Here is a 20030-nt window from a genome sequence, read left to right as displayed (position 1 = left end):
GCTCCAAGGTTAATCGATGTTCCGTGCCCGTTCGATCCTGAAGTATAGGACTTACGCCAGATGTCTGACCCGCTAGGCGATTAGGTCACTGGCTTAACATACTTGGTGATCTCGGCATGCAATTTAGGCAAGTCAAGTTCCTGCTCAAATTGCCGAACCTTCAAGCGAGAATTCTCTTCACTCGCATGATTCAACTTCGATAGTATTGGGTCGTTTAGCCAAGATTGGAGCAGGCCCATCGTTCTGGAGAAATCGCCGCGCTGGAACGACAACTGGTGAGCTCCCCAGAGAAAGTTTTCAAACTCCCTACTTGGACCCGCCAAACCCATCGCACCACGGCCGCGCGCCTTCTTCAGCACGAACTCCTGGAATGATTTTGCAAAATAGTGGTTTATCTGCGCCACTTCATAGCGCGGCGGCTTCAATTGCTCAGAAATGCTCACTTCATGGCCTGCAGAGTTCACGGCCCGCCCAGGCCGAATGAGCGCCGGAACGTGAAGCCGTGACATGGACCAGACGTTAGAGATGCGTGCGATTGATTTCACATGATCGTTCTCAGCCGAGAAGGTAAACCTCTCCGTTGTTAGGCCGGGCTCCCAATTGTACTGCAGTGGCGATGAAAACCACCGCCAATGCAGTAGGATCGCATCAACGATCGCGGATCCTTCTTGTCTAGCGCGCCCCTCAATGTCATCAATCACCCCCGCGAAAGTTTCATCCAGTCTGCCCAGAGGTACGAGAAACTCGTCTGCGTCAAGAAAGGCCACCCACTCACAGGCATGCACATCTTGCAACAGGTGCAGCACTGAGTTGAAGGCCTTTCGCTGAGGAGATACCGGTCCGGCAACAACGTTGCGGATAGCGATGATTTCACCACGAGCGGAAAGGTAATCTAGGATCTCGTTTGTTCCATCATCCGAGTCATTGTGTACGACAACAATGAGATCGCTTCCGAGGCCCTTATAATGCGCAATCCACTCTAGAATCCACGGGCCTTCGTTTCGAACGGACGCAACCACCGCTACCTTACCAGTTTTCGGGATGAACCGATTGGCAGCATAAATAAGGCTCGTCGCAAGATTTTCAGGAACCGACTCAGCAAAAAAATCGAGTTCGGCATTAAATATGGTGGATGGCTTATCAGGGAAACGGGTCTGGAGTAGCGCCACCTCTCCCGGACTTAACTTTACCCCATCAATCAAAGAAGTAGCGCTGGCTCGCCCTTGTCGAAGCTCTTCAACAAATGCATCAACGTGAGCGCTTTGGGCCGCATCCAACGAAAAACGGGCGGATATCGTCTTACTGATCTCTTCGTGTCGGTTCTCATCACAGAGACGCGAAAGATCGTGCAGGAAAGAGGATTGCATAGCAGCTCAATCAACGTTCTTGTAAGCTAAAGCAAAGAGCACCTTGCACGCGGATCTAGAAAGTCTGGTTCCAAGGTGGTCGTTCAAATGATAGGGTATGCCCCTAACCGCCGATCAATTTTTGTCCAGCACCTTCTTCCACTGTAGTGCGCTATCCTCCTCCGAAGAATTTGGACTACGTCCTTCGTCTGCCCCGGCCGCATTGAAATGTTGCTCCGCTGACGAGATTTTTCCCGCCTCGATCCCCAAACGGACATCCGGATATTTCTTCAAATACCATTTCTCATCCACGACCGCCATGCCACCTCGCCTCCCCTCGAAATACCCGTAGCCGATGAAATGCATTAGACCGCTTTCGATGGCACCACGCTCGACCGCCTCTCTTACGTCCGGGTTCGCCGCCAGATAACTATCTTCGTTGAAATCAACCTGCGCAAGCGCGATCTGGAGGAGGAGTTTCAGGAGGGGGAGCGGAATCTTGATTTCCTGGGCGGCCTCGGCCTGGTCGCGGCTGGAGTTGAGGCTCTTGAGGAGGGGTTCGTAAGAGGGGACAAACATATGGGGCTCTCGTTAGTCGGGGGTCGCGGATTTTTGGTTAGCCGGGGCTCCGGATGTGCGCGAGCGGCCTTGCTTTGAGCCGGGCGGCTGCGACCGCTGGCGAAGCGTTGTCGTGGCCGATCCGGTCTTCCCTGATGGTTCGGCCTTGGTCTTTGCTTTAGTTTTTCTCTCAGAATTTTTCGTGCGCTCTGCGGGCCTGCGGGGCGCGGTGGAAGGTTTGGCAGTCTTCGGCTTGCCGGCCGTGCCAGGCGCCTGGGTAGACTGGGCGACGCCATCTGCACGACGCGCCTCAGCAGGCGCCTCTGCGGGGCTGAGAAGCTGACGCGTAACCTCGTCGACATAGGCGGCCTGGGCGAGCGCCTGCTTCTTCGGCAGCTTGACCGCACCGCGGATCGCCGCGTGCATTGCAGCAATTTCGGCGACGTGCTTCTCGGCCTTGAGTGAGTGGGTGACGCTTTCGGCATGCCGGCGGTGGACGTTGAGCGGGTCGGCCACATAGGCGATTTTGGCGCCGGCGGGGACCAGTGCCTGCAGGTAAAGACGCCAGTCGCCGGCCATGCGGAAGTGCTTGAGCTCCGAGCCGCAGGCCTCGAGCGCCGTGAGCAGCGCCTCGCGGCGCCAGACCACCGAGCTGACGTTCAGGATCGTGTTCTTGACCGCAAGATAGCGCGCGATGAAATCCGGCCCGCTGAACACCTCGCTGCGCGACAGCGCCTCCGGCTCGATGCTCGCATAATAGGGCTTGTAACTCGCATAGACCTCCCGCCCTTCCGCGTCGATCGAGCGCGAGTCGGAGAAAGCCAGCGCGATGTCGGGATCGGCCTTCATGATGCCGACCAGGCGCGCGAGGAACTGTGGATCGGACTGATCGTCGGCTTCCGCGATCCAGAGGAACTCGCCGCTGGCCATCTCGGCCGCCTTGGCCCATTGCGCAAAGACCGATCCGGAGTTCTCCTCGTTGATGATGAGGGCGAGATCGCGCTGCCGGCCTTCTGCAACCTCCATGATGACGTCGACGCTGCTGTCGGTCGAGGCGTCGTCCAGCACGAGGATTTCGTCGACCGGATGGGTCTGATCAAAAATCGTATCGAGCCGCTCGCCGAGGCAATGGGCGTAGTTGTAGTTCGGCACCGCCACCGAAACGGTCGGCAGAGTGGGCGCAGCAAGCTCGAGCAGGCCCTTGACGTAATTGGGGAACGAGAAATCCTGCTCGATCAGATCCATCATGCGATCCCGCTCGGCGGGCGCGACCGGCGATCGGATGAGTTCGCCGATCGCTCGTGCCATGGCCGCGGTATCGCAATACTCGACGACCCGGCCAAGCTTGTTCTGCAGCAGGAATTCAGGGATTCCGCCCGAGTTTGCGAAAGCAACCACGGGAACGCCGATGCCGAGCGCTTCCAGAGCAACCGTTGGGAATGGATCTTCGCGCGAGGTGAGCGCAAGCACGGAGGCGGCCGAATAGAAGGTCTCCATGTCGCTACGGAAGCCGATCAGATGAAACGTCTTCGTAGCCTCTGCCGCCGCGACTTCGCCCGCGAGCCATTCCATCATGCCGGGATCGTGGTCGCCGACCCACACGAAATGGACGCTGGGATTGCTCAAATGCGCAAGCCGCCAGGCCTGCAGAAACAAATCGAACCCTTTGCGTAAGTCAGCATAGCCGACGCCGAGCACGACCGGCCCGCCCGCAGGGATACCCAGTTCGTAGCGCAGCTGCCGCGCCTTGTCCGGTGCGGCCTCGATCTGCTTGTAGCTGCCTTGCGGGAAAATCACGAACCGGTCGGATTTATCCTCCTCAAGCTTCAGGCCCGCCACGAGACTGTCCTGGACAAAGCGCGAAGCAAACACGACCTTGTGCGAGGCGGTGATGCTGCGCCGCGCCAGATCCTCCAGGTTCTTTTCCCGCAGAATACGCGGCAGTTCGTGGATGAGACTGATCGTTCTGATGCCGCGCTTGGTGAGGAACGGCACGACGCTGCCGCTTGCCGACGTATTGACGACCGCGGCCGTCACCCCCTGATCGCACAACTCAGCCAGCTTGCCCGGAAGCTCGTTGACGCCGCGGACGATGGTAACCGGCGCCACCTGCGCATATTCAGACTCGAGCTTGCCGCCTTCCATGAGCAGGAAGCGGACATCGACGTTGAACGCGCTTCGCAGCGTCTTGCCGATGTGAAGCAGAAGGTGCTGCGCGCCGCTCGGAAACGCGTCATGCCCCACCAGCAGCAGTTTGGGCATGGTGGCATCGCGCTGGATTCCGGCAACCGCCCGCGCCGTCGCATTCAGATAGGCTGATCCGTAATAGAGGTCAGGCTCGAGATAGGCGCCCTCGCACCATTCATTCCAGGCATTGACGCAAATGATGCGCTCGCCGAAGAACGTTTCGGTCTGAGCGCGCTCGATCAAAGCTGACAGCCAGGCCTCGTATTTCGCCGGCGTGGAGCCCTGGATCACCAGACCAGATCCCTGACGCCGCGCGTCATTGTCCCAGCTAGGCACCACCGTCTTGATCAGCGGGAAATCTGCACGCGGCTCTTTCAGCGAATAGTCGACCACATCCTCATAACGGTAGACCTGGCCGTTAAAGGTGTCATCGAACAGCTCGACCTCGTTGTTGATACGTGGCGTGAACTTGGTGATCTTGTGCGGCGGAAATTCGATCGCGCCGTCCAGTCCATAAATGCGGGGATCGAAATCGTCGAAGCTCTGGCTCATGACAATGATTGGATCTTCGCCAAACTTCTCGGCGAAGATCTCGCGCCAGCGTTCAATGACCTCCTTGGCATTCGGGATGATGCCAGGCCGGTACACCATTAGAAGCGGTCGGCCATCGATACGAATATAGCGCGGGTCGGAGAAATGCCGCGCATAGTCGGCGAGCAGCAGCTCGTCATCCTCGGCAAGATAATCCTGCGAGATCAGAACTTCGCCTTCCATCCCATCCCAGCGCCGGGTCCAATTTTCGTTCGCCCACATCAGGCAGAACGGCATGTCGACGTCACGGGTCTGAAGGAATTGCTCCAGCGGCCGCTCCAGCAGCCGCTTGCCGTTGAACCAGTAATAGTAGAACACGAAACCATCGATGCCGCTGCGGCGCGCAAGCTCGACCTGCTTGCGCATCGTGTTGATGTCTTCGAGGCTATAAAAGCCGAGATCGCGCGGCACGCGCGGCTGATAGTGATCTTTGAAGCGCGGGACGCCGCGGGCAATATTGGTCCACTCCGTAAAGCCCTTGCCCCACCATTTGTCGTTCTCGGGGAAGGAGTGGAATTGGGTGAGATAATACGCCAGAACTTTGGCGCGTCGCTTGGCTCGCGGCGGCAGCGGTTGCAGCTCTTCAAATTGCGGACCGCTCCGCGTGAATCTGCGGATTTCTGCGGGGATCGTGGCCTCGTTCAGCGGCGGCTTCGAATAGACGCCCTTCTCCTCGCGATGCTCCAGGAAATGCACCAGCGGGTTCTGCTCAAATTTTCCCCCGAGATAGCGCTGCACGTAGAAGCGCACATCGAATTCGGCTGACGGGTTGCGTCCCTCCTTGAACCCGTACGACATGAAATGCTCGAACGGGTCGACGCCGGCGTCGCGAATATCAGGGTAGGTCGACAGATAATATTGCGAGTCGAATTCGGGGATCGGGCTGAACGGCCCCTTGCGATTTGCCAGATAGTGACCGAGCGGGCTCTCGCTTGGTGTCAGTCCGTAAGACGTCCGATACCAGGCAGGGTCGAAATGTGGGTTGGGCCTCGTTCCGGCGGGTTCGCCAATGCGCGCATAGTGCAGCAGCGGATTGACGCGGGAACTTGTCACGTCGGGGTTGGTCGCGATGTACCAGGCCGTATCGAACAGGACGTTGGGACGTCGTCCCTCCAAAAAACCGTGCAGGAAGAAATGCTCGAAAGGATCAACGCCGGATTTTGCAACGTCACCATAGGTGCTGACGTAGTAATCGGTGTCGAACAGGCCGTGTCGAACCAAATAGTCCTTTGCGATTTTCAGCTGCTCCGGCGTGACACCTGCTTCATGAGCAGCCGTGGCCTGTCCCGATTTTTTGGGAGCTTTCGACTTGCTTCCGCCAGACTTCCGGTTGGCGGAGGTTCGGACAAGACCGCTGACAAAATCCGACATCTGAAGCGCCCCAAATCAAGAAGCAGGCCACGTCCTCCAAGCAAACCTGGTGCCACCGGACGCCGAAATTGAATCGAAGAGACTGCCCTTGCTGTTTCTAGATGCCAGCAGAACCTGGCGCAATGCAGCCAAGCAGAGTGTCGTATTTAATCTTAATTCATGGCCCCGTTTCGTCGAAAACAGTGTTGCAAAAGTCACTCAATACGTGCCCCCTTATGTCTCGGGCCCGGTTCGCTGCTCTTGATGAATGTTGTTGCGCTGGCGTGCTTTAAAGCCTCACGGCGAAGGGTTCGATGGTGCGGACGCGTAGACAAGCAACTGCGAAGCTGGCCCTTACCTGGTCGGACCGCGGTTCAGCGCGGCAAGGCGCTGCCGCGCCAATTCATTGCCCTGCTGCGCTGATTTCTCATACCACCTGACAGCCAATTCTGCATTTGTGGGAGCGCCGGAACCTGCAGCATAGGCGTCTGCGAGCGCAAGCTGGGCCGCGGGCATGCCTTGTTCCGCAGCTCGTTCGAACCATTCGACCGCCTTTTCCGCGTTCCGCTCGCAGCCCTGGCCCTTGGACAGCATCACCGCGAGATTGAATTGGCCGAGCGCATGGCCCTGCTTTGCCGCCGCCTCATACCAACTGAGACCCCGTTGAAGATTGAGCTCGACGCCGTTGCCGGTGCAGAACATCACCCCGAGCTGAAACTGGGCTACCGCATGGCCCGCGCGCGCGGCTTTCTCAAGCCATAGAGCCGCCTGCTTGGGATCGGCACCAAGCTTGTTCTGACCGAGATTGAGGTTAGCAACCTCCATCATGGCTTCGACGGATCCGGCCTCGGCGGCGCTGCTGTACCATTTCACCGCGAACGACGGGACAGGAGGCACCCCCAGCCGCCCCGCATAGAGGTGCCCGAGCATAAGCTTCGCCGGCCCGTAGTTGGCCTCGGCGGCCTCCGTCAGGAGGTCCGTGGCGCGCCTGAGCGAGCGCTCCTTGTCAGTCTGTAGCAGGAACTGGGCGTAGGCGACCTTGGCCTCGGGATCGCCGGCGTTGGCGGCCTGCTCCAGCCATTGTTTTGCCTGCGCCTGGTCGGTGCCGCCTCCGCCGGCCGCATGGAGACGCCCAAGCTGAATCTTGGCCGCGCTCAGGCCGCCTTCGGCTGCGACCTCGAACCATTTGATCGCAGCAGGGATATCCTTCTCCAGGCCGGTGCCATTGGCCAAAAACGTCGCGATGTTGAAGGCCGCCGTGGGATGCTTGTTCTCGGCGGCGCGAAGGAACCATTTTGCCGCCTCCCGCAGATTGGGCGGCGCGCCGTCGCCCGTGGCAAAGAACCGGCCGGTAAAGAATTGAGCCTGCACATCGCCGCGCTCGGCCGCCTTCTGATACCAATACGCGGCCTCTCGCAGGTCGGGCTCCGCGCCCGCTCCGAGAGCATAGAATTCGCCAAGCGCCAGGATCGCCGGCAGATAATCCTTGCGCGCCGATTTCCGCAACAGCGTTTCCGCGCGCTCACGGTCTCGTTCCACACCATCCCCGTTGAGACGCATGATACCGATATGGTAGAGCGCAACGGCGTCTTCGTGTTCGGCCGCCTTTGCAAACAGCCGCGCGGCCTCAGCATGATCCTCAGGCAGTCCCTTGCCCTTCAGATGCATGAACGCGAGCGCCACCGCCGCCCGGACGTAATCCTGATCCGCAGCCCTGCGGTACCATTCGGCGGCGAGCTCGAAATTCTCCGGCAGTCCGCGGCCCTGGAAGCAGACATCGCCGAGCGCAAACTGGCCGGCCGCAAAGTCCTGTTTCGCGGCCGCCATATAAGATTTGAGTGCCGCCTTGAGGTCCCGCTCGCAGCCTTCGCCATTTGTGTAGAGGTCGCCAAGCAAGACCTGCGCCTCGGCCTTGCCCGCATCTGCCGCGGATTTGGCCCAACGAAACGCAGCTTCAGAGTTTTTGGCAACGGCCGTCCCATGTGGAAAGATCAGAGCATGAAGCGACGATGCCTTCTCACCGAGCCGCTCCTCGGACGACCGCCGCCAGGTCTCAGCTGATCCAGGCCCGAGCCCGGCCTGCACGCCATGGCGGTAAATCAGCGCCAGTTTGTATTGCGCTTCGAGATGACCCGCCTGGGCCGCGCGCTCGTGCCAGGCCACGGCCTCGGCAATGCTGCCACGAACGCCCTCGCCTTTTTCGTATAGGAGCGCGATCCGGTGATCGGCTTCCGCATGGCCAAGCTTGCTGGCGTCTCTCCAGGCATGAAAAGCGTCAAGAAAGCGTTGAGCCTCATAGGCAGCGACCCCCGCATCGAACGGGGGCCGTCGGTGACGAAACGATTTCCCGCGCAAGACCTCCTTGGCTCGCCAAAGGAGAAATTGGGCTGCCATCATGGCTCGCGCATGGCCTCTTTCATGCCGCGAAGCATGCCGCCGAGCAGATACATCGCAACCGATCGCGTTCCGACGTTGACATCCCCGGTGAGGGTCATGCCGGGGATCAAGCGGAAATTCTGGGGCACATCGATGAAGTTCGCGTGCTCGACCGAGCAACGCGCCTTGTAATAGGCGTCAACGGCCCGGCCATCGTCATCCAGCGTAAATGCGCCTTCGCTGATCCAGCGTACCTTGCCCTCGGCCGTGCCATGTTCGGTGGCGTTGAACGCGTCCACCTTGATGGTGCAGCGATCTCCCGAACGAATGAACCCGATGTCCCGGGACGCAAGCTTGATTTCCGCTTCAAGGCGCGTGCCGATCGGCATGAGGGTGATAAAGGGATCGCCCGGCTTTAGAACGGAACCAATCGAAAGCTTCGCCATCGTCAGCACAACCGATGGTTCGGTGGCAGTCAGTCGCACCAGATCCTGGTGTTTATTGGCCTTCTCGTAGGACGATCGTGCCGTATCCAGGTTATTGCGGGTCTGCACCAGATCCTGGCTGAGCTGCGCACGCCACTGCTGGACAAAAGCATTGCGATCGGCAATGAGCGATTGCAGCGTATGTTTGGATTCGAGCAGGCTGTTATGCGTGCTGTCCATTTGCCGCAACAGTTCGATGCGCTGATCTTGCGACACATAGAGATTGAGCTTCGAACCGCTGCCGCTCTCGGCCAGGCTCGTACGCATATCTTCGACCTTCTTTGCGATCTCTTCGCGCTGGCCGAAACGCTCGTCATCCTTCTCGAGCTTCTGGATAGTAGCTTTCGTCTGCTCGATCTTGGAATTGAAGCTCGACAGCTGCGCCCTGTACTGCGCATCGCGCTGGTCGTACAGCGCCCCCTGCAGATCCGCATAGCTCTTGAACGCCTCGTCATTGCGATCGGGGAAGACCAGCACACTTCCATCGAGCTCGGCCTTGTCCCGCATCATTTGCGTTTCAAGGCTCGCGATCTGCAATTTGTACTGATGCACATCCGCCGCGGTAAAGGTCGAGTCAAGCGTAGCGACCAATTGCCCGGTCTTGACCTGATCCCCTTCCCTGACGTCGATGGTCTTGATGATCGAGGGGTCGAGCGCCTGCAACACCGTGATTTGGTCGACCGGAACGATCTTGCCGCCGACGCTCGAGACCACACGATCGATGCGCGTCAGACACATGATCCCAACGATCACGACAACGAAAGCCGTGAGCACCAACAGGGTGGCGCGCGCAACCCGGGGCTCTGCCTCCTCGCGGATCGCGTCCGTCTCGGACTGAAACTGTCGAACGGTCGTAAGGGACGCTTGCTGACTACGAGACAAGGCTGGGGCTCCGTCGAACCGGTGCAATCATATGATTATTCTGCTGATGCCAAAGCCCGCTATAGATGTCGTTGCGCTCCAGGAGCTCCTCGTGGCGACCGACATCGTCGATCACGCCGCGATTGAGGACCACAATGGCGTCGCACTTCACGAGCGAGGACAGACGGTGCGAGATAACGATCAACGTGCGCCCATGAGCGATGCGTGCGATATTCGCATTGACGATGGCCTCGCTGTCGGCATCGAGCGCGCTCGTGGCCTCGTCCAGGATCAGGATCGGCGGGTCGACGATCAGCGCCCGCGCAATCGCAAGCCGCTGCCGCTGACCACCGGAAAGGTTCGGCGAGCCTTCATATATATAGGTCTCGTAGCCGCGCGGCAGCTTGTCGATGAACTCCTCGGCGCCGGCAAGTCGCGCCGCGCGTACCACCTCATCGAACGTAGCATCAGGCTTGGCCGCCGCGATGTTCTCCCGGATGGTTCCACTGAACAGGAAGTTTTCCTGCAGGACAACACCGACATTGCGCCGAAGATGGTCGACATCATACTCTCGCACATCGATGCCATCGATCTTGATAAGCCCACCATAATCAGAGTGCAGCCGCTGCAACAACCGAGTGATCGTGGTCTTGCCCGAGCCGCTCTTGCCCATGATCCCGAGCGTTTGCCCTTGCGGGATTTCGAACGAGACGTCGTTGAGCGCCGGCGTGACCGTCCCCTTGTACTTGAAGGTCACACCGGAAAATTCAACCTGCCCCTTGAATGGCGTGCGCACACCGTGACCTGAACGGCCCTCTTCGGCGGGTTGATTGACAAGCTTGCCGACCGTGGCGACGGCCGTCCGCGCTTCGTCATATTGGTTGATGAGCTGCGCCATTTGCATCAGCGGAGCCGAAACCCGCTGCGATAGCATCAGAAACGCAAACATGGCGCCAATGTAGATCGGATCATTCGTCGTGAGCGCCAGATAAACGCCGATGGCGTAAGAGCCGCTGACCGCGAGCCGCTCCAGCGGTCGAACCACGGTTTGGATCATGGTGCCGGTCATGGCCTCGCCAATTCGCGCTTTGGCGACGCGGGCGACCAACACGTCCCACATATGCCGTTGACGTGCGTCGAGCGCGAGCGATTTGATGGTGCGAATGCCGTTGAGCGATTGGATCAGGAACGCACCCTGCGCGCCCTCCGCAGCCATGACGGCACCTGATTTTTTACGATAAGCCGGCAGCATGAGCACCAGCCAGGCCACGATCAGGCCGGCAAATCCGAGAACGATGAAGGTCATGACCGGGCTGAAGAAGAACATCACCGGCAGGAAGAACAGCAGCATCGTGGAGTCCAGGACGGTGCCGAACAATTGGCCAACCAGGAACGTTCTGACCCGGAAGACTTCGCGGATGTCGCGCGAGATCAGGCCGACCGCGTTTTGCTCGAAATAGTCGATCGGCAGGCTCAACACTTTTTCGAACACGTAGGTCGACAGCTTCACGTCGAGACGCGAGGTGAGCCGGTGTACCAGGAACTGTCGCAGGAACGAGAACGCGGCTTCGAATGCGATCACGACCAGCATGCCAACGCAGAGCACGTAGAATGTGTTGTACGCCTTGTAGAAGATCACCTTGTCCGACATGAGGCGCCAGAACATGATCGGCGCGAGCGATAGGAAACCGAGCACGAGCGCGGCGATCGCGACATCGCGCACCATGCGCCGTTCGCGGAAGATCAGCGACGTGATGAGGCCGAAGCTGAACGGCTGGTCCTCATCCGAAATCTCGTAGTCGCGCTTGACCAGCACGACATCCCCCGACCAGATGTCCTCGAACCGCGGCTGGTCGATGACCAGCAGGGCGTCGTCCGCCGCATTGGGATCACGCAGCGTGACGCGGATATTTTGTGGATCGCCGTCAACGGAGAGCAGCACCATGGCGGCGCCATTGCGAAGCCAAACGACCGCCGGCAGTGCCTTCTTCAGCTGCGCCAGATGGGCCCAATCGAGCTTGACCGCCTTGGCCTTCATGCCGGCATTCTCGGCACATTTGATCAGCTGCGGGATCGAGACGTTCTGATCGCGAAGCAAATTGTCCTGCACCAGCTGAGTCGGCGTCAAATGCATCCCATGCTGGCGGGCCACGATGACAAGACACTCAAGTGCCGAGGCGGGTGTGGGGTCGGTCGAGGCGCCTTCGCGAACGAGTTCGGAGCTCATTGGGGTCCTGTCTCTAACCTCTAGAAGAAACGATATGGCCTACCGACGGAGCCGAAAAATCTAACGCTCTGACGCTTCGGGCCAAGCTATTAAATTCATATAATAAATCAGGTGATCTTGCTATGCGGAAAGCCCGCTCCCATGGGGTAAAAAGCCACCTCTTCTGCGATAAACCTTAACACTGCGGCTCTTCTGCGATAAACTTTAACACTGCGGCGGAGAAGCTTCCGGTCACAAGCTAGGCAAATTGCTCGTGAAAATCGAAGCCGCAGGCGGCAAGCTCCTTCTGAATGGCAACGCCATCGGCCTCGGGCATTATCGCCAGCGCGCAGACCTCGAAATCCTGGCTCCGCACCGATACCGTAGGGAAGCCTGCACTGAGCAGCAGGTTGCCAAGCCGCTCCGGGGTAAAACCTGTGCGGTGGGCCATATAGTGTTGCCCCTCTTCGATCGAGCGGGTATGGCCATAGAGCATATCGAGCGGGCGTATCGGCCCAACCGGCGATTCGTAGGCCACAGCGGCGATCCCATGCTCAACGATGAACTGAGCCACCGCCTCCAGATCCGGGCTCATGATGAGAGCGAAACCATCTGACTTGAGAACTCGGTGGAATTGCCGCAGCGCCGGATAGACCTCGTGCGCATAGAGATGCTCAAGCACGTGCGAGGACCAGACCGCATCAAAGCCTTGAGGGCCAAAGGACGCATCGAGCCGGGTGATCGAGCCGACGACGTCCGGCCGAACGCCCGGGTCGATGTCCAGCCGCACTTCTTCCCAATCCGCTTTCGCCGTCATTCGGGCGATCCGTCGGGCAGGACCTGGACCGGAGCCAGCGTTGAGCATGCGCTTGTGGGGCAACGACGTTCCTTCCGGACAATCTCAATCAAACCTTGGCCCGAGATTACCAAGCCGACCGTACCCCTGCCAGCCGGTCACGACTCTCACCGAATTAACGGTAAACGATGAGAACTCAATAGCTTAGTCGAGACGAAAAAGCCCCGCCGAAGCGGGGCTTTCCAATCCGCCGATCAGCGGAATTAAGTGAGCTTGACCACCTGGTCGGTGAAGTAAAGCTCCGTGATGCCGGTGACCTTGATTTCCTGACCATCGTTGAAGGTGATGGTGTAGCTGCCGGGCGCCGTCGGATCGAGCGACTTGACGTCGCCGAGCGAACGGTCGTTGAAACCGACAATATCCGTACCCCCGCCACCGATAATCGTATCGTTGCCAATCTTGGTTTCAACGTGGAAGGTATCGTCGCCCGCGCCGCCCTGCAGCGTCGAGGACGCTCCGGAGCTGCCATAAAGCCAGAATTCATTCTTCGATCCGGCCGCGCCCGTATCCTGGAAGTAATCGCCTTGCTGGCCAATGATAGTATCATTGCCTGCACCGCCGATGAGCGTGTCGGTGCCCGCACCAGCCGACCCATCGTACAATTTTGTGTTGCCGGTGGTTCCCTGCAGGAGCTGATGCTGGCCAGAGCCTGCGATCAGGAAGTTGTTGCCCGCACCGCCCGTGAGCGTATCGCCACCGCCGCCGCCATAGAGTGTATCGGCACCTGCGCCGCCCTGCAGCAAGTTGGCTTCGCCCGCCTGCGTGCTGCCCGAACCAAGGGCCGAGGCATCGCTGGCCGTGCTGCCCGAAATGACGGTCGAATTGATGCCGCCATGCAGCTCGTCGCTGCCGGTGCCACCGTTGATCGTATCCGCACCGTAACCCCAGATGGTGTCGTTGCCGGCGCCGCCCAGAAGCGTGCTCGAACCGGACGAGAAATCACGGATGTCATCGTTATTGTCGCCGCCGTCGAGCAACTGATGCCCGCCGGTGCCGGCCCGCAGCACGTCGTCACCCGCACCACCGTAAATGCTGTCCTGACCACTGCCGCCATAGATGGTATCGCTGCCGCCGTCACCAAAGAGCTGGCTGTTGCCGCTGCCGCCGCCAATCACGTCGGCGCCGGAGCCGCCCCGCACCGTGTCGTTGCCGCTATCGAACAGGTTGACGCTGTCGTTGCCTTCACCCATCGCCACGAAGACGCCGTTCGATCCGCCCGCAACGTTGAGCTGGTTGCCGCCGGCATCATCCATGATGATGGCCTTGAGCGTCGAGGAGGTCTGAACGGTCGCCGAATTCGTGAGGTCCACAACCTGAACGATGCCGGGAACCGGTCCGCTGGTGTAGGTGCCCTGCTCAACCCAGGCCTTCTTGCCGTCCTCAGGACCCGGATCGTAGACGCCGCCGTTTTCAAGCGACGCGATCAGTGCCGCTTGAACCGCGGGATCGAGATGCCCCGCCGCCGTGAGGTCGGCATTCAAATCCGTCTTCGTCAAATAGCTGACAGCCATACAAGACCCCTGAAATTTCCTAACCCAGCCGGCTCATGGGGAAGCCAGATGGAAACGATCAACCTCGAAAAAGGCATTTCAAAAGGCGCAAAGAGAGTCTGCCCCCTTCTCGCCTCCGTTAATCTACTGTTAACGGAGCACCGCAGTGCGTGCAAGATCAGAATTTAATTCCCGCCAACTTAAATCTCAGGCAACATCATATTGTGGTTAACTTCGATTTGGCTGATCAGCCCGAGCACGAAACGGCAAGCTCGCCTAACCCGAAGCCCGCATGGTGTCATTGAGGCGGCCGGCAGCGGTCTAAGCGTGCGGAGAACATCGGGGGGCCGTGGTCGCGGGCTCGATTTTGCTGACGCGACAGCCGGCATCCTGCTACGGCTCCCGGAGATCACTAGAAACGAGGCCCGCGGTCTTCGCTGTTCATGAGCACGATCATTACAGTCGCCCAACGCAAAGGTGGCGTCGGCAAAACCACGCTCGCTGTTTGTATCACCGCGGAACTCGCCAGGCGCGGTCACGGCATATCCTTGGTTGATGCAGATCCGCAGCGCTCCGCGTCCCTGTGGGCCGAGCCCGGCCAGCTCGAATTTCCCGTTCACGAGATAGGCTTGGGCTTGGATACCATCTCCGTATGGACGCGCGATGTCTTGAGCGTGCAATCCGAGTTGCTCGTCATCGATACCGCGCCAAACGAGCGCGAGATGGGGGCCTCCATCGCGCTGGCCAATCTGATCCTCATCCCCTGCACGGCGTCAGGGCTCGATCTCGAAGCCACTGCCGCAACACTCGCGATCATTGCAGCAGTGCGCGCCCGTCGCCGTTTGCCCGCACAGGTGATTTTGGTTCCCAATAGGCTTGACGCAAGAACCTTGGAAGGCCGCCAGCTGGTTCAGGAATTGCAGACTTTTGGCGAGATGGTGGCGCCCGCAATTTCAGCACGGTCGGCCTTCGTCCGCTCATTCGCGATGGGACAATCGGTCGCAAGTTTTGCACCCGATGAACCCGCAGATTTCGAGATTCGCGCGCTTGCCGACACCGTTGAGGATGCTCTCGCCCGCCCCTAAGGACGTCCTTGTGGAAAACACGCAGCAGATTTAATTCGGACGCCCGCTTTCAAAATTTCTCGCGAAACTCGAAGCGAAAATCCTTCTGCGAGGGCATCGTACCAAGGATGGCCTCTTTGCGGCCATAACCGGGAACCGCGGCCTGGGTGCACGCGGTGCTCTTGAAATAACAAACCTGGATTTGGATCGCTTTCGGACAATTGTTCTCGGCGCTGATGACATGGTCGAAAAGGTTGGGGCTGGTTGCAAACGGTCGCGCGAATCCCCCAACGCTGAGACACGGCTTCCCACTGAAATCACGGTGGCGGAGAATCTCGGTGTTGCCGCTGCTGCTGATCTTGGGCTGCGGCACCTCACGCGGCCGGTAGGTTCCGCCCACCTCGGGTCTCGTGCCAAGGCCCGTCAGCGGATCCGTTGTCCCTTGCGCCGCCGCCGGCGACACGACCAGCAAGGTAGCAATCGCAGTAGAAGCAACGAGCGACTGTTGCAACCATTGAGGGGGATGCATGCAAGGGCCTATCTGCGCCATGGATTGACAAACTGTGAGATTGCGAACGGTAAATAAACAGTTAAAGTGGCTGGAACGTTAAGATACATCTTTGATCTGTCGAGATTTGATATTTATTTGTTAGGGGTGCGTAGCGGATGCGTCGCGAAGTTGGAATGGGCCGGCATGCGCCCGGTCGGCGAGCACCTCCGCTGCACCGCGAAGATCATCCGTCGCACAGCGGGCCCGATTCTCGGACCGATCAGGCCGCCGCCCCCTCCACCGAGACGTCCTCGCCGCTCCGGCCAACGCGCAAATCAGTTTGGCCGTTGGGGCTGGGGCTGCAACCAGGCGCGCGGGTCGCATTCCGACTGTTGAGCCTCGAGTTCTTGACGGTCACGGCGGCCGCCTATTTGGCAAGCAAGCTTTATCACCACGCTGTTGTCCCCGACGCCATCGCCGCCGCCCGTTATCTCCCGGCAGCTCTCCTGCTCGCAACACTCTATTGCGTGAGCACGCTTTGGCTCGGCGACCCAGCCCTTCTGCTGGCTTTCCGCCGCCGGCAATTGCTCTGGAATGCCGTCCGGGCCACCGTCCTGTCGTTCTGCTTTTTGTTGAGCGGAATGTTTCTCCTCAAGACGTCCTTGGAATATTCACGCGGCGCATTTTTCGCACAATTGGTGACCGTGTGCCTCGCCACGTTGGCGTTGCGTGGCATCCTGATTCGGCGTCAGGAGCGGGCGCTCGGCCAAGGACGACTGGCCCTGCGCCGCGCCTTTCTGATCGGCGATCCTGCAGCCTCCAGTGCATTGTCAAAGCGCCTTGACGCGAACGGGGTCGTCACCATTGCTCAATTCCCGCTCTCAAGCCTGGATGCCGATCAACCTTCCTCCATGACCCGAGAGCTGATTGAGGCCTGCCGCTCATTGGCCGTGGATGAGATTTTTGTTCTGCCCCAACCAAGCGAGCTTGAAAGCGTAAGGCCCGTGCTTGACCAGCTGTCGCAGCTGCCGGTCGCGGTCCACGTCATGGTGCCGGGACTGGATGGGCTGCTGTCGTCGTCAGAGATTTCCGCGTTCGGCGACGTCACAACCATGAAGGTGCAGGGTGAACCGCTATCCGCCGCTGACGAGCTTCTCAAGCGAGGTTTCGACATCGTTGTCAGCGCATTGCTGTTGGTGACGTTGGCCCCACTAATGTTGATGATTGGGGCCCTTGTTAAATTGACGAGCCCAGGTCCCGCCCTGTTTCGTCAGGTCCGTCACGGCTTCAACAATAAAGCCATCACTGTGTTGAAGTTTCGCACTATGCAGGTGCGCACGGATGACAAGTGTGAGGATTTCCGCCAGGCAGCGCGTAACGACGACCGAGTGACATGGGTCGGGGCAATGTTGAGAGCGACCAGCATTGATGAGTTGCCACAGCTCTTCAACGTGCTGCGCGGCGAGATGTCCCTGGTCGGTCCGAGGCCGCACGCCGTTGCCCATAATAAGATGTTCGAGGAGCGCATCCCGCCTCTATCGCGACGTCACAACGTCAAACCCGGCATTACCGGTTGGGCTCAGGTCAACAGGCTCAGAGGGGAAACCGACACGCTGCAAAAGATGCAAAGGCGCATCGACCACGATCTGTTCTATGTCGACAATTGGTCGTTTTACTTCGACCTCAAAATCATGTTCCTGACCGCCCTGTTGCTCTTCTCGAGGAAGAACTACCAAAACAGCTATTGATTACGGAGGAACTTGATTTGGGTCGGTCGGATCAGCCCCCGGTAGGGGCAGAGAATAACACGTTGCGCGCCCCTTCTCACAGCTTGCGAGCCACCGCCGTGAGGTTTTGGCTGTAGATTCCAGCTGCGGTTTCGCCCGTCTCGACTGCGATGAAGAAGCGCAACCCCAGGCGCAGCAGGTTCCAAAACATCCAGCGGACTGCGCTTTTCAGCCCATGCACGACCGGCTCATCTTCAAAGCACTCAACCTGCCCAAATCCGCCGGCGCGCAGTACAGCTCCGAGCGATTGCTGCGTGAACGCAAGCTCGTGAGTGAAATCGCCGTAGCGGATTCGCCCAAAAAACGGTGATTCGGCGTTCGGCGCATGGATGATCCAGCGCCCATTTGGCTTGAGCACCCGCCTCACCTCGGCGACCAGGCGAAGCAAATCCTGCTTCTTAAGGTGCTCAATCACATCGTAAGTCACGACCACATCCAGGACATCGGCCGCGGTCTGTTCGATTTCGGCAAACAGATCCCCTTGGCGGACTTCGCTAATCCCCAGACGATGCGCAATCGCGACTTGTTCCGCTGACCCATCGACGCCCAACAGCTGAACGTAGCCCTCGCGACGGGCGGCAAGCAGCAGCACTCCATATCCGCAGCCGAGATCAAGAATAAACGCGTTTCGATCAGCCGGGAAGAACCTGCGCACGAGATCACGCAAGATGACTAAGCGCGGCGCAAGATCGTTTTCGTTGACTGGCGCCCGCCCGAAACCTCCGGAGGAGACATATCGCTCATACATAAATTGGTTGGCGTCTTCATCATTTGGCAGACCTGACATCAAGATGCTCGTTCTATGTTGCCGGTGCAAAGGACAGCTCGGGGAGGCAGCTGCGTTCGGCGATGCCGCCTCAAATCATTACAAAATGAAAACCCATTATGTTTCACAACACCTCTTAAGCGATGAGATGCTTGGCCTGTTCGGGAGACTCATCGTGAACCGCCCCGGCCGCCCAGCGGGGCGCGCAGATGGTGCTGGATCCGTCTGACCAAACCCGAGACATTTGCAGCTTCGCGCGCGATTGCACTTAACGGAAGACCAAGCCAGCGGTTAAGGCAGATCCATAGCACGACCGCAATCGCAACCTCGCCGCAAATGGGGCCGATCAACATTCCGTAAATCTTGAAATTCGGAACTAGCGCTGAGCCGAGCACCAGCGATGCAAGCGAGACGGCCAGCACCAAAACCGACACGACGCGCATGGCATTCACGCTAATCAGGACCTGCGCTGCGATTCGACCCGGCAGACTAGCCGCAGACATGACAAGGAAAAGCGCCATCACCGGGTGGTGAAAGGCCACCCGTGAATGGGTCCACCAGTCGAAGATGACCGGGCCAAGCACCATTAGGAATGACGTAACCGCGATCAAGACGAGCGTAGATAGTTGTACGATCACCGCGGTGAGGCGAACGACCTGTTGCGGCTCGCCGCGTCCGGCCGAATGGCTGATTTCGACGCCGACCGGCGCCATCAACATGAAGAAGAGCTGATCGACAAGCCGCATTGCGGTCGCATACACGGCATACACCGCGACCGCCGGTCCTCCCATCAAGGTGCCAAGCACGAGCCGCGGTCCTTGAACCAGAACGCCTTGGGTCGCCAGGTTGAAACAGGCGAACCCCAGTGCGGGTTTGAGCTGATCGCGAAAGAAGCGTCCATCCATAACGCGGAAATCCAGGCGCGCCCAGGGTGCCGCTGAGCGGGCAAGACAAACGATGATGATGAGGTCAACCAGGGCGACAGCCGCCATGATGGCCGCAAGGTACACCGGACGGACGCCGAGGACGCCGACGGAGTAGATCGACGCGCCGAGTTCGACAAACTTTACACCTGCGGCAATGTTATAAGCAGCTCCATAGCGTCCCGCCGAAAAGAGCACCCCGGCCATGAAGCCGCGAAGCGTCTCGCAACAAAGTTGCAGCGCGCCGAGCGCCAGTATGAGCATGACCGCGCCTGACGAGAATTCCGCTAGATTGAACCAGTCGACGAGCGGCAGCGAAGCTGCCAGCGCCAGGATTGCGGCGAGCAGGATCGGAAACGGGCCAAGAGCTAGATTGCAGGACATCTGAAAGCAGCGTTGCGCGCGCACCTGATCGCCAGCGGCAACCAGCATGATGAGCTCGTTCGTCGCGGCGGCCACGAGGCCAAGATTGGCATAGGCTAGATAGGAGACGAGCGCGTTGATCGTCATCCACTGGCCGTAACCTTCAAGCCCCCATGTCGCAATGAGCACAGGGATCAGCGCCACGGTGTTGAGCGCTACGGCAACACGCCAAACCCCTTGCCCCAGGAGGCCAATCGCAAGCCGCTTGATCAGGGCCGGCATGGATAAAATCCGGCGCAAGCGCGACGAGTATAGTAACGGTCAATATTCA

The 20030-nt window shown here is 59.2% G+C and carries 13 protein-coding genes; 2 read left to right on the top strand and 11 right to left on the bottom strand.

Annotation, left to right across the window (positions count from 1 at the left end):
- Positions 1-80 precede the first annotated feature (80 nt).
- The 8 genes from BRA471DRAFT_RS09550 to BRA471DRAFT_RS09515 all read right to left on the bottom strand — a co-directional run bounded on the left by BRA471DRAFT_RS09550 (position 81) and on the right by BRA471DRAFT_RS09515 (position 14327).
- Complete coding sequence (locus BRA471DRAFT_RS09550; RefSeq protein ID WP_007606628.1) at positions 81-1367, bottom strand: glycosyltransferase family 2 protein; 1287 nt, start codon at positions 1365-1367, stop codon at positions 81-83.
- A gap of 114 nt (positions 1368-1481) precedes the next feature.
- On the bottom strand, positions 1482-1925 hold the full coding sequence (locus BRA471DRAFT_RS09545; RefSeq protein ID WP_007606626.1) for a hypothetical protein: 444 nt from the start codon (positions 1923-1925) through the stop codon (positions 1482-1484).
- Between the two features lie 12 nt (positions 1926-1937).
- Positions 1938-6053, bottom strand: coding sequence for a glycoside hydrolase family 99-like domain-containing protein (locus BRA471DRAFT_RS09540; RefSeq protein WP_007606624.1), 4116 nt, complete (start codon positions 6051-6053; stop codon positions 1938-1940).
- A gap of 333 nt (positions 6054-6386) precedes the next feature.
- A complete protein-coding gene (locus BRA471DRAFT_RS09535; RefSeq protein WP_231171072.1) occupies positions 6387-8387 on the bottom strand; it encodes a tetratricopeptide repeat protein in 2001 nt (666 codons plus the stop codon).
- Between the two features lie 38 nt (positions 8388-8425).
- Positions 8426-9775, bottom strand: a complete 1350-nt coding sequence (locus tag BRA471DRAFT_RS09530) for an HlyD family type I secretion periplasmic adaptor subunit (protein WP_007606620.1) — start codon at positions 9773-9775, stop codon at positions 8426-8428.
- A complete protein-coding gene (locus BRA471DRAFT_RS09525; RefSeq protein ID WP_007606618.1) occupies positions 9765-11981 on the bottom strand; it encodes a peptidase domain-containing ABC transporter in 2217 nt (738 codons plus the stop codon). The genes BRA471DRAFT_RS09530 and BRA471DRAFT_RS09525 overlap by 11 nt, the downstream gene beginning before the upstream one ends.
- Positions 11982-12219: 238 nt before the next feature.
- On the bottom strand, positions 12220-12825 hold the full coding sequence (locus tag BRA471DRAFT_RS09520; RefSeq protein ID WP_007606616.1) for a methyltransferase domain-containing protein: 606 nt from the start codon (positions 12823-12825) through the stop codon (positions 12220-12222).
- Between the two features lie 194 nt (positions 12826-13019).
- On the bottom strand, positions 13020-14327 hold the full coding sequence (locus BRA471DRAFT_RS09515; protein ID WP_007606614.1) for a calcium-binding protein: 1308 nt from the start codon (positions 14325-14327) through the stop codon (positions 13020-13022).
- A 422-nt stretch (positions 14328-14749) separates the two neighbouring features.
- Between BRA471DRAFT_RS09515 and BRA471DRAFT_RS09510 the strand changes: the two genes are divergently transcribed.
- Positions 14750-15391: a ParA family protein gene (locus BRA471DRAFT_RS09510; protein ID WP_007606608.1), complete on the top strand. Its 642-nt coding sequence runs from the start codon at positions 14750-14752 to the stop codon at positions 15389-15391.
- Positions 15392-15440: 49 nt separating this feature from the next.
- Here the strand turns inward: BRA471DRAFT_RS09510 and BRA471DRAFT_RS09505 are convergent, their stop codons facing one another.
- Positions 15441-15833, bottom strand: a complete 393-nt coding sequence (locus BRA471DRAFT_RS09505) for a hypothetical protein (RefSeq protein ID WP_231171146.1) — start codon at positions 15831-15833, stop codon at positions 15441-15443.
- A gap of 419 nt (positions 15834-16252) precedes the next feature.
- On the opposite strand from BRA471DRAFT_RS09505, the gene BRA471DRAFT_RS09500 reads away from it, so the two are divergent.
- The gene (locus BRA471DRAFT_RS09500; RefSeq protein ID WP_231171070.1) at positions 16253-17608 is read left to right on the top strand and encodes an exopolysaccharide biosynthesis polyprenyl glycosylphosphotransferase; all 1356 of its coding nucleotides are present in this window, start codon (positions 16253-16255) and stop codon (positions 17606-17608) included.
- Between the two features lie 76 nt (positions 17609-17684).
- Here BRA471DRAFT_RS09500 and BRA471DRAFT_RS09495 read toward each other — a convergent pair whose 3' ends face one another.
- Both BRA471DRAFT_RS09495 and BRA471DRAFT_RS09490 read right to left on the bottom strand, forming a co-directional pair.
- Positions 17685-18434, bottom strand: a complete 750-nt coding sequence (locus tag BRA471DRAFT_RS09495) for a bifunctional 2-polyprenyl-6-hydroxyphenol methylase/3-demethylubiquinol 3-O-methyltransferase UbiG (RefSeq protein ID WP_007606603.1) — start codon at positions 18432-18434, stop codon at positions 17685-17687.
- 149 nt (positions 18435-18583) lie between these two features.
- Positions 18584-19981: a lipopolysaccharide biosynthesis protein gene (locus tag BRA471DRAFT_RS09490; RefSeq protein ID WP_007606601.1), complete on the bottom strand. Its 1398-nt coding sequence runs from the start codon at positions 19979-19981 to the stop codon at positions 18584-18586.
- Positions 19982-20030 lie beyond the last annotated feature (49 nt).

It is taken from the genome of Bradyrhizobium sp. WSM471, from assembly GCF_000244915.1.
GTDB lineage: Bacteria > Pseudomonadota > Alphaproteobacteria > Rhizobiales > Xanthobacteraceae > Bradyrhizobium.
The sequence above is the reverse complement of the archived record's forward strand: the minus strand, read 5'-3'. Positions and strand labels throughout refer to the sequence as shown.

Bases quoted from the DNA above. Each gene is read 5' to 3' on its own strand.
- BRA471DRAFT_RS09550 (WP_007606628.1), bottom strand. From the start codon at position 1,367: ATGCAATCCTCTTTCCTGCACGATCTTTCGCGTCTCTGTGATGAGAAC.
- BRA471DRAFT_RS09545 (WP_007606626.1), bottom strand. From the start codon at position 1,925: ATGTTTGTCCCCTCTTACGAACCCCTCCTCAAGAGCCTCAACTCCAGC.
- BRA471DRAFT_RS09540 (WP_007606624.1), bottom strand. From the start codon at position 6,053: ATGTCGGATTTTGTCAGCGGTCTTGTCCGAACCTCCGCCAACCGGAAG.
- BRA471DRAFT_RS09525 (WP_007606618.1), bottom strand. From the start codon at position 11,981: ATGAGCTCCGAACTCGTTCGCGAAGGCGCCTCGACCGACCCCACACCC.
- BRA471DRAFT_RS09520 (WP_007606616.1), bottom strand. From the start codon at position 12,825: ATGCTCAACGCTGGCTCCGGTCCAGGTCCTGCCCGACGGATCGCCCGA.
- BRA471DRAFT_RS09515 (WP_007606614.1), bottom strand. From the start codon at position 14,327: ATGGCTGTCAGCTATTTGACGAAGACGGATTTGAATGCCGACCTCACG.
- BRA471DRAFT_RS09510 (WP_007606608.1), top strand. From the start codon at position 14,750: ATGAGCACGATCATTACAGTCGCCCAACGCAAAGGTGGCGTCGGCAAA.
- BRA471DRAFT_RS09495 (WP_007606603.1), bottom strand. From the start codon at position 18,434: ATGTCAGGTCTGCCAAATGATGAAGACGCCAACCAATTTATGTATGAG.
- BRA471DRAFT_RS09490 (WP_007606601.1), bottom strand. From the start codon at position 19,981: ATGCCGGCCCTGATCAAGCGGCTTGCGATTGGCCTCCTGGGGCAAGGG.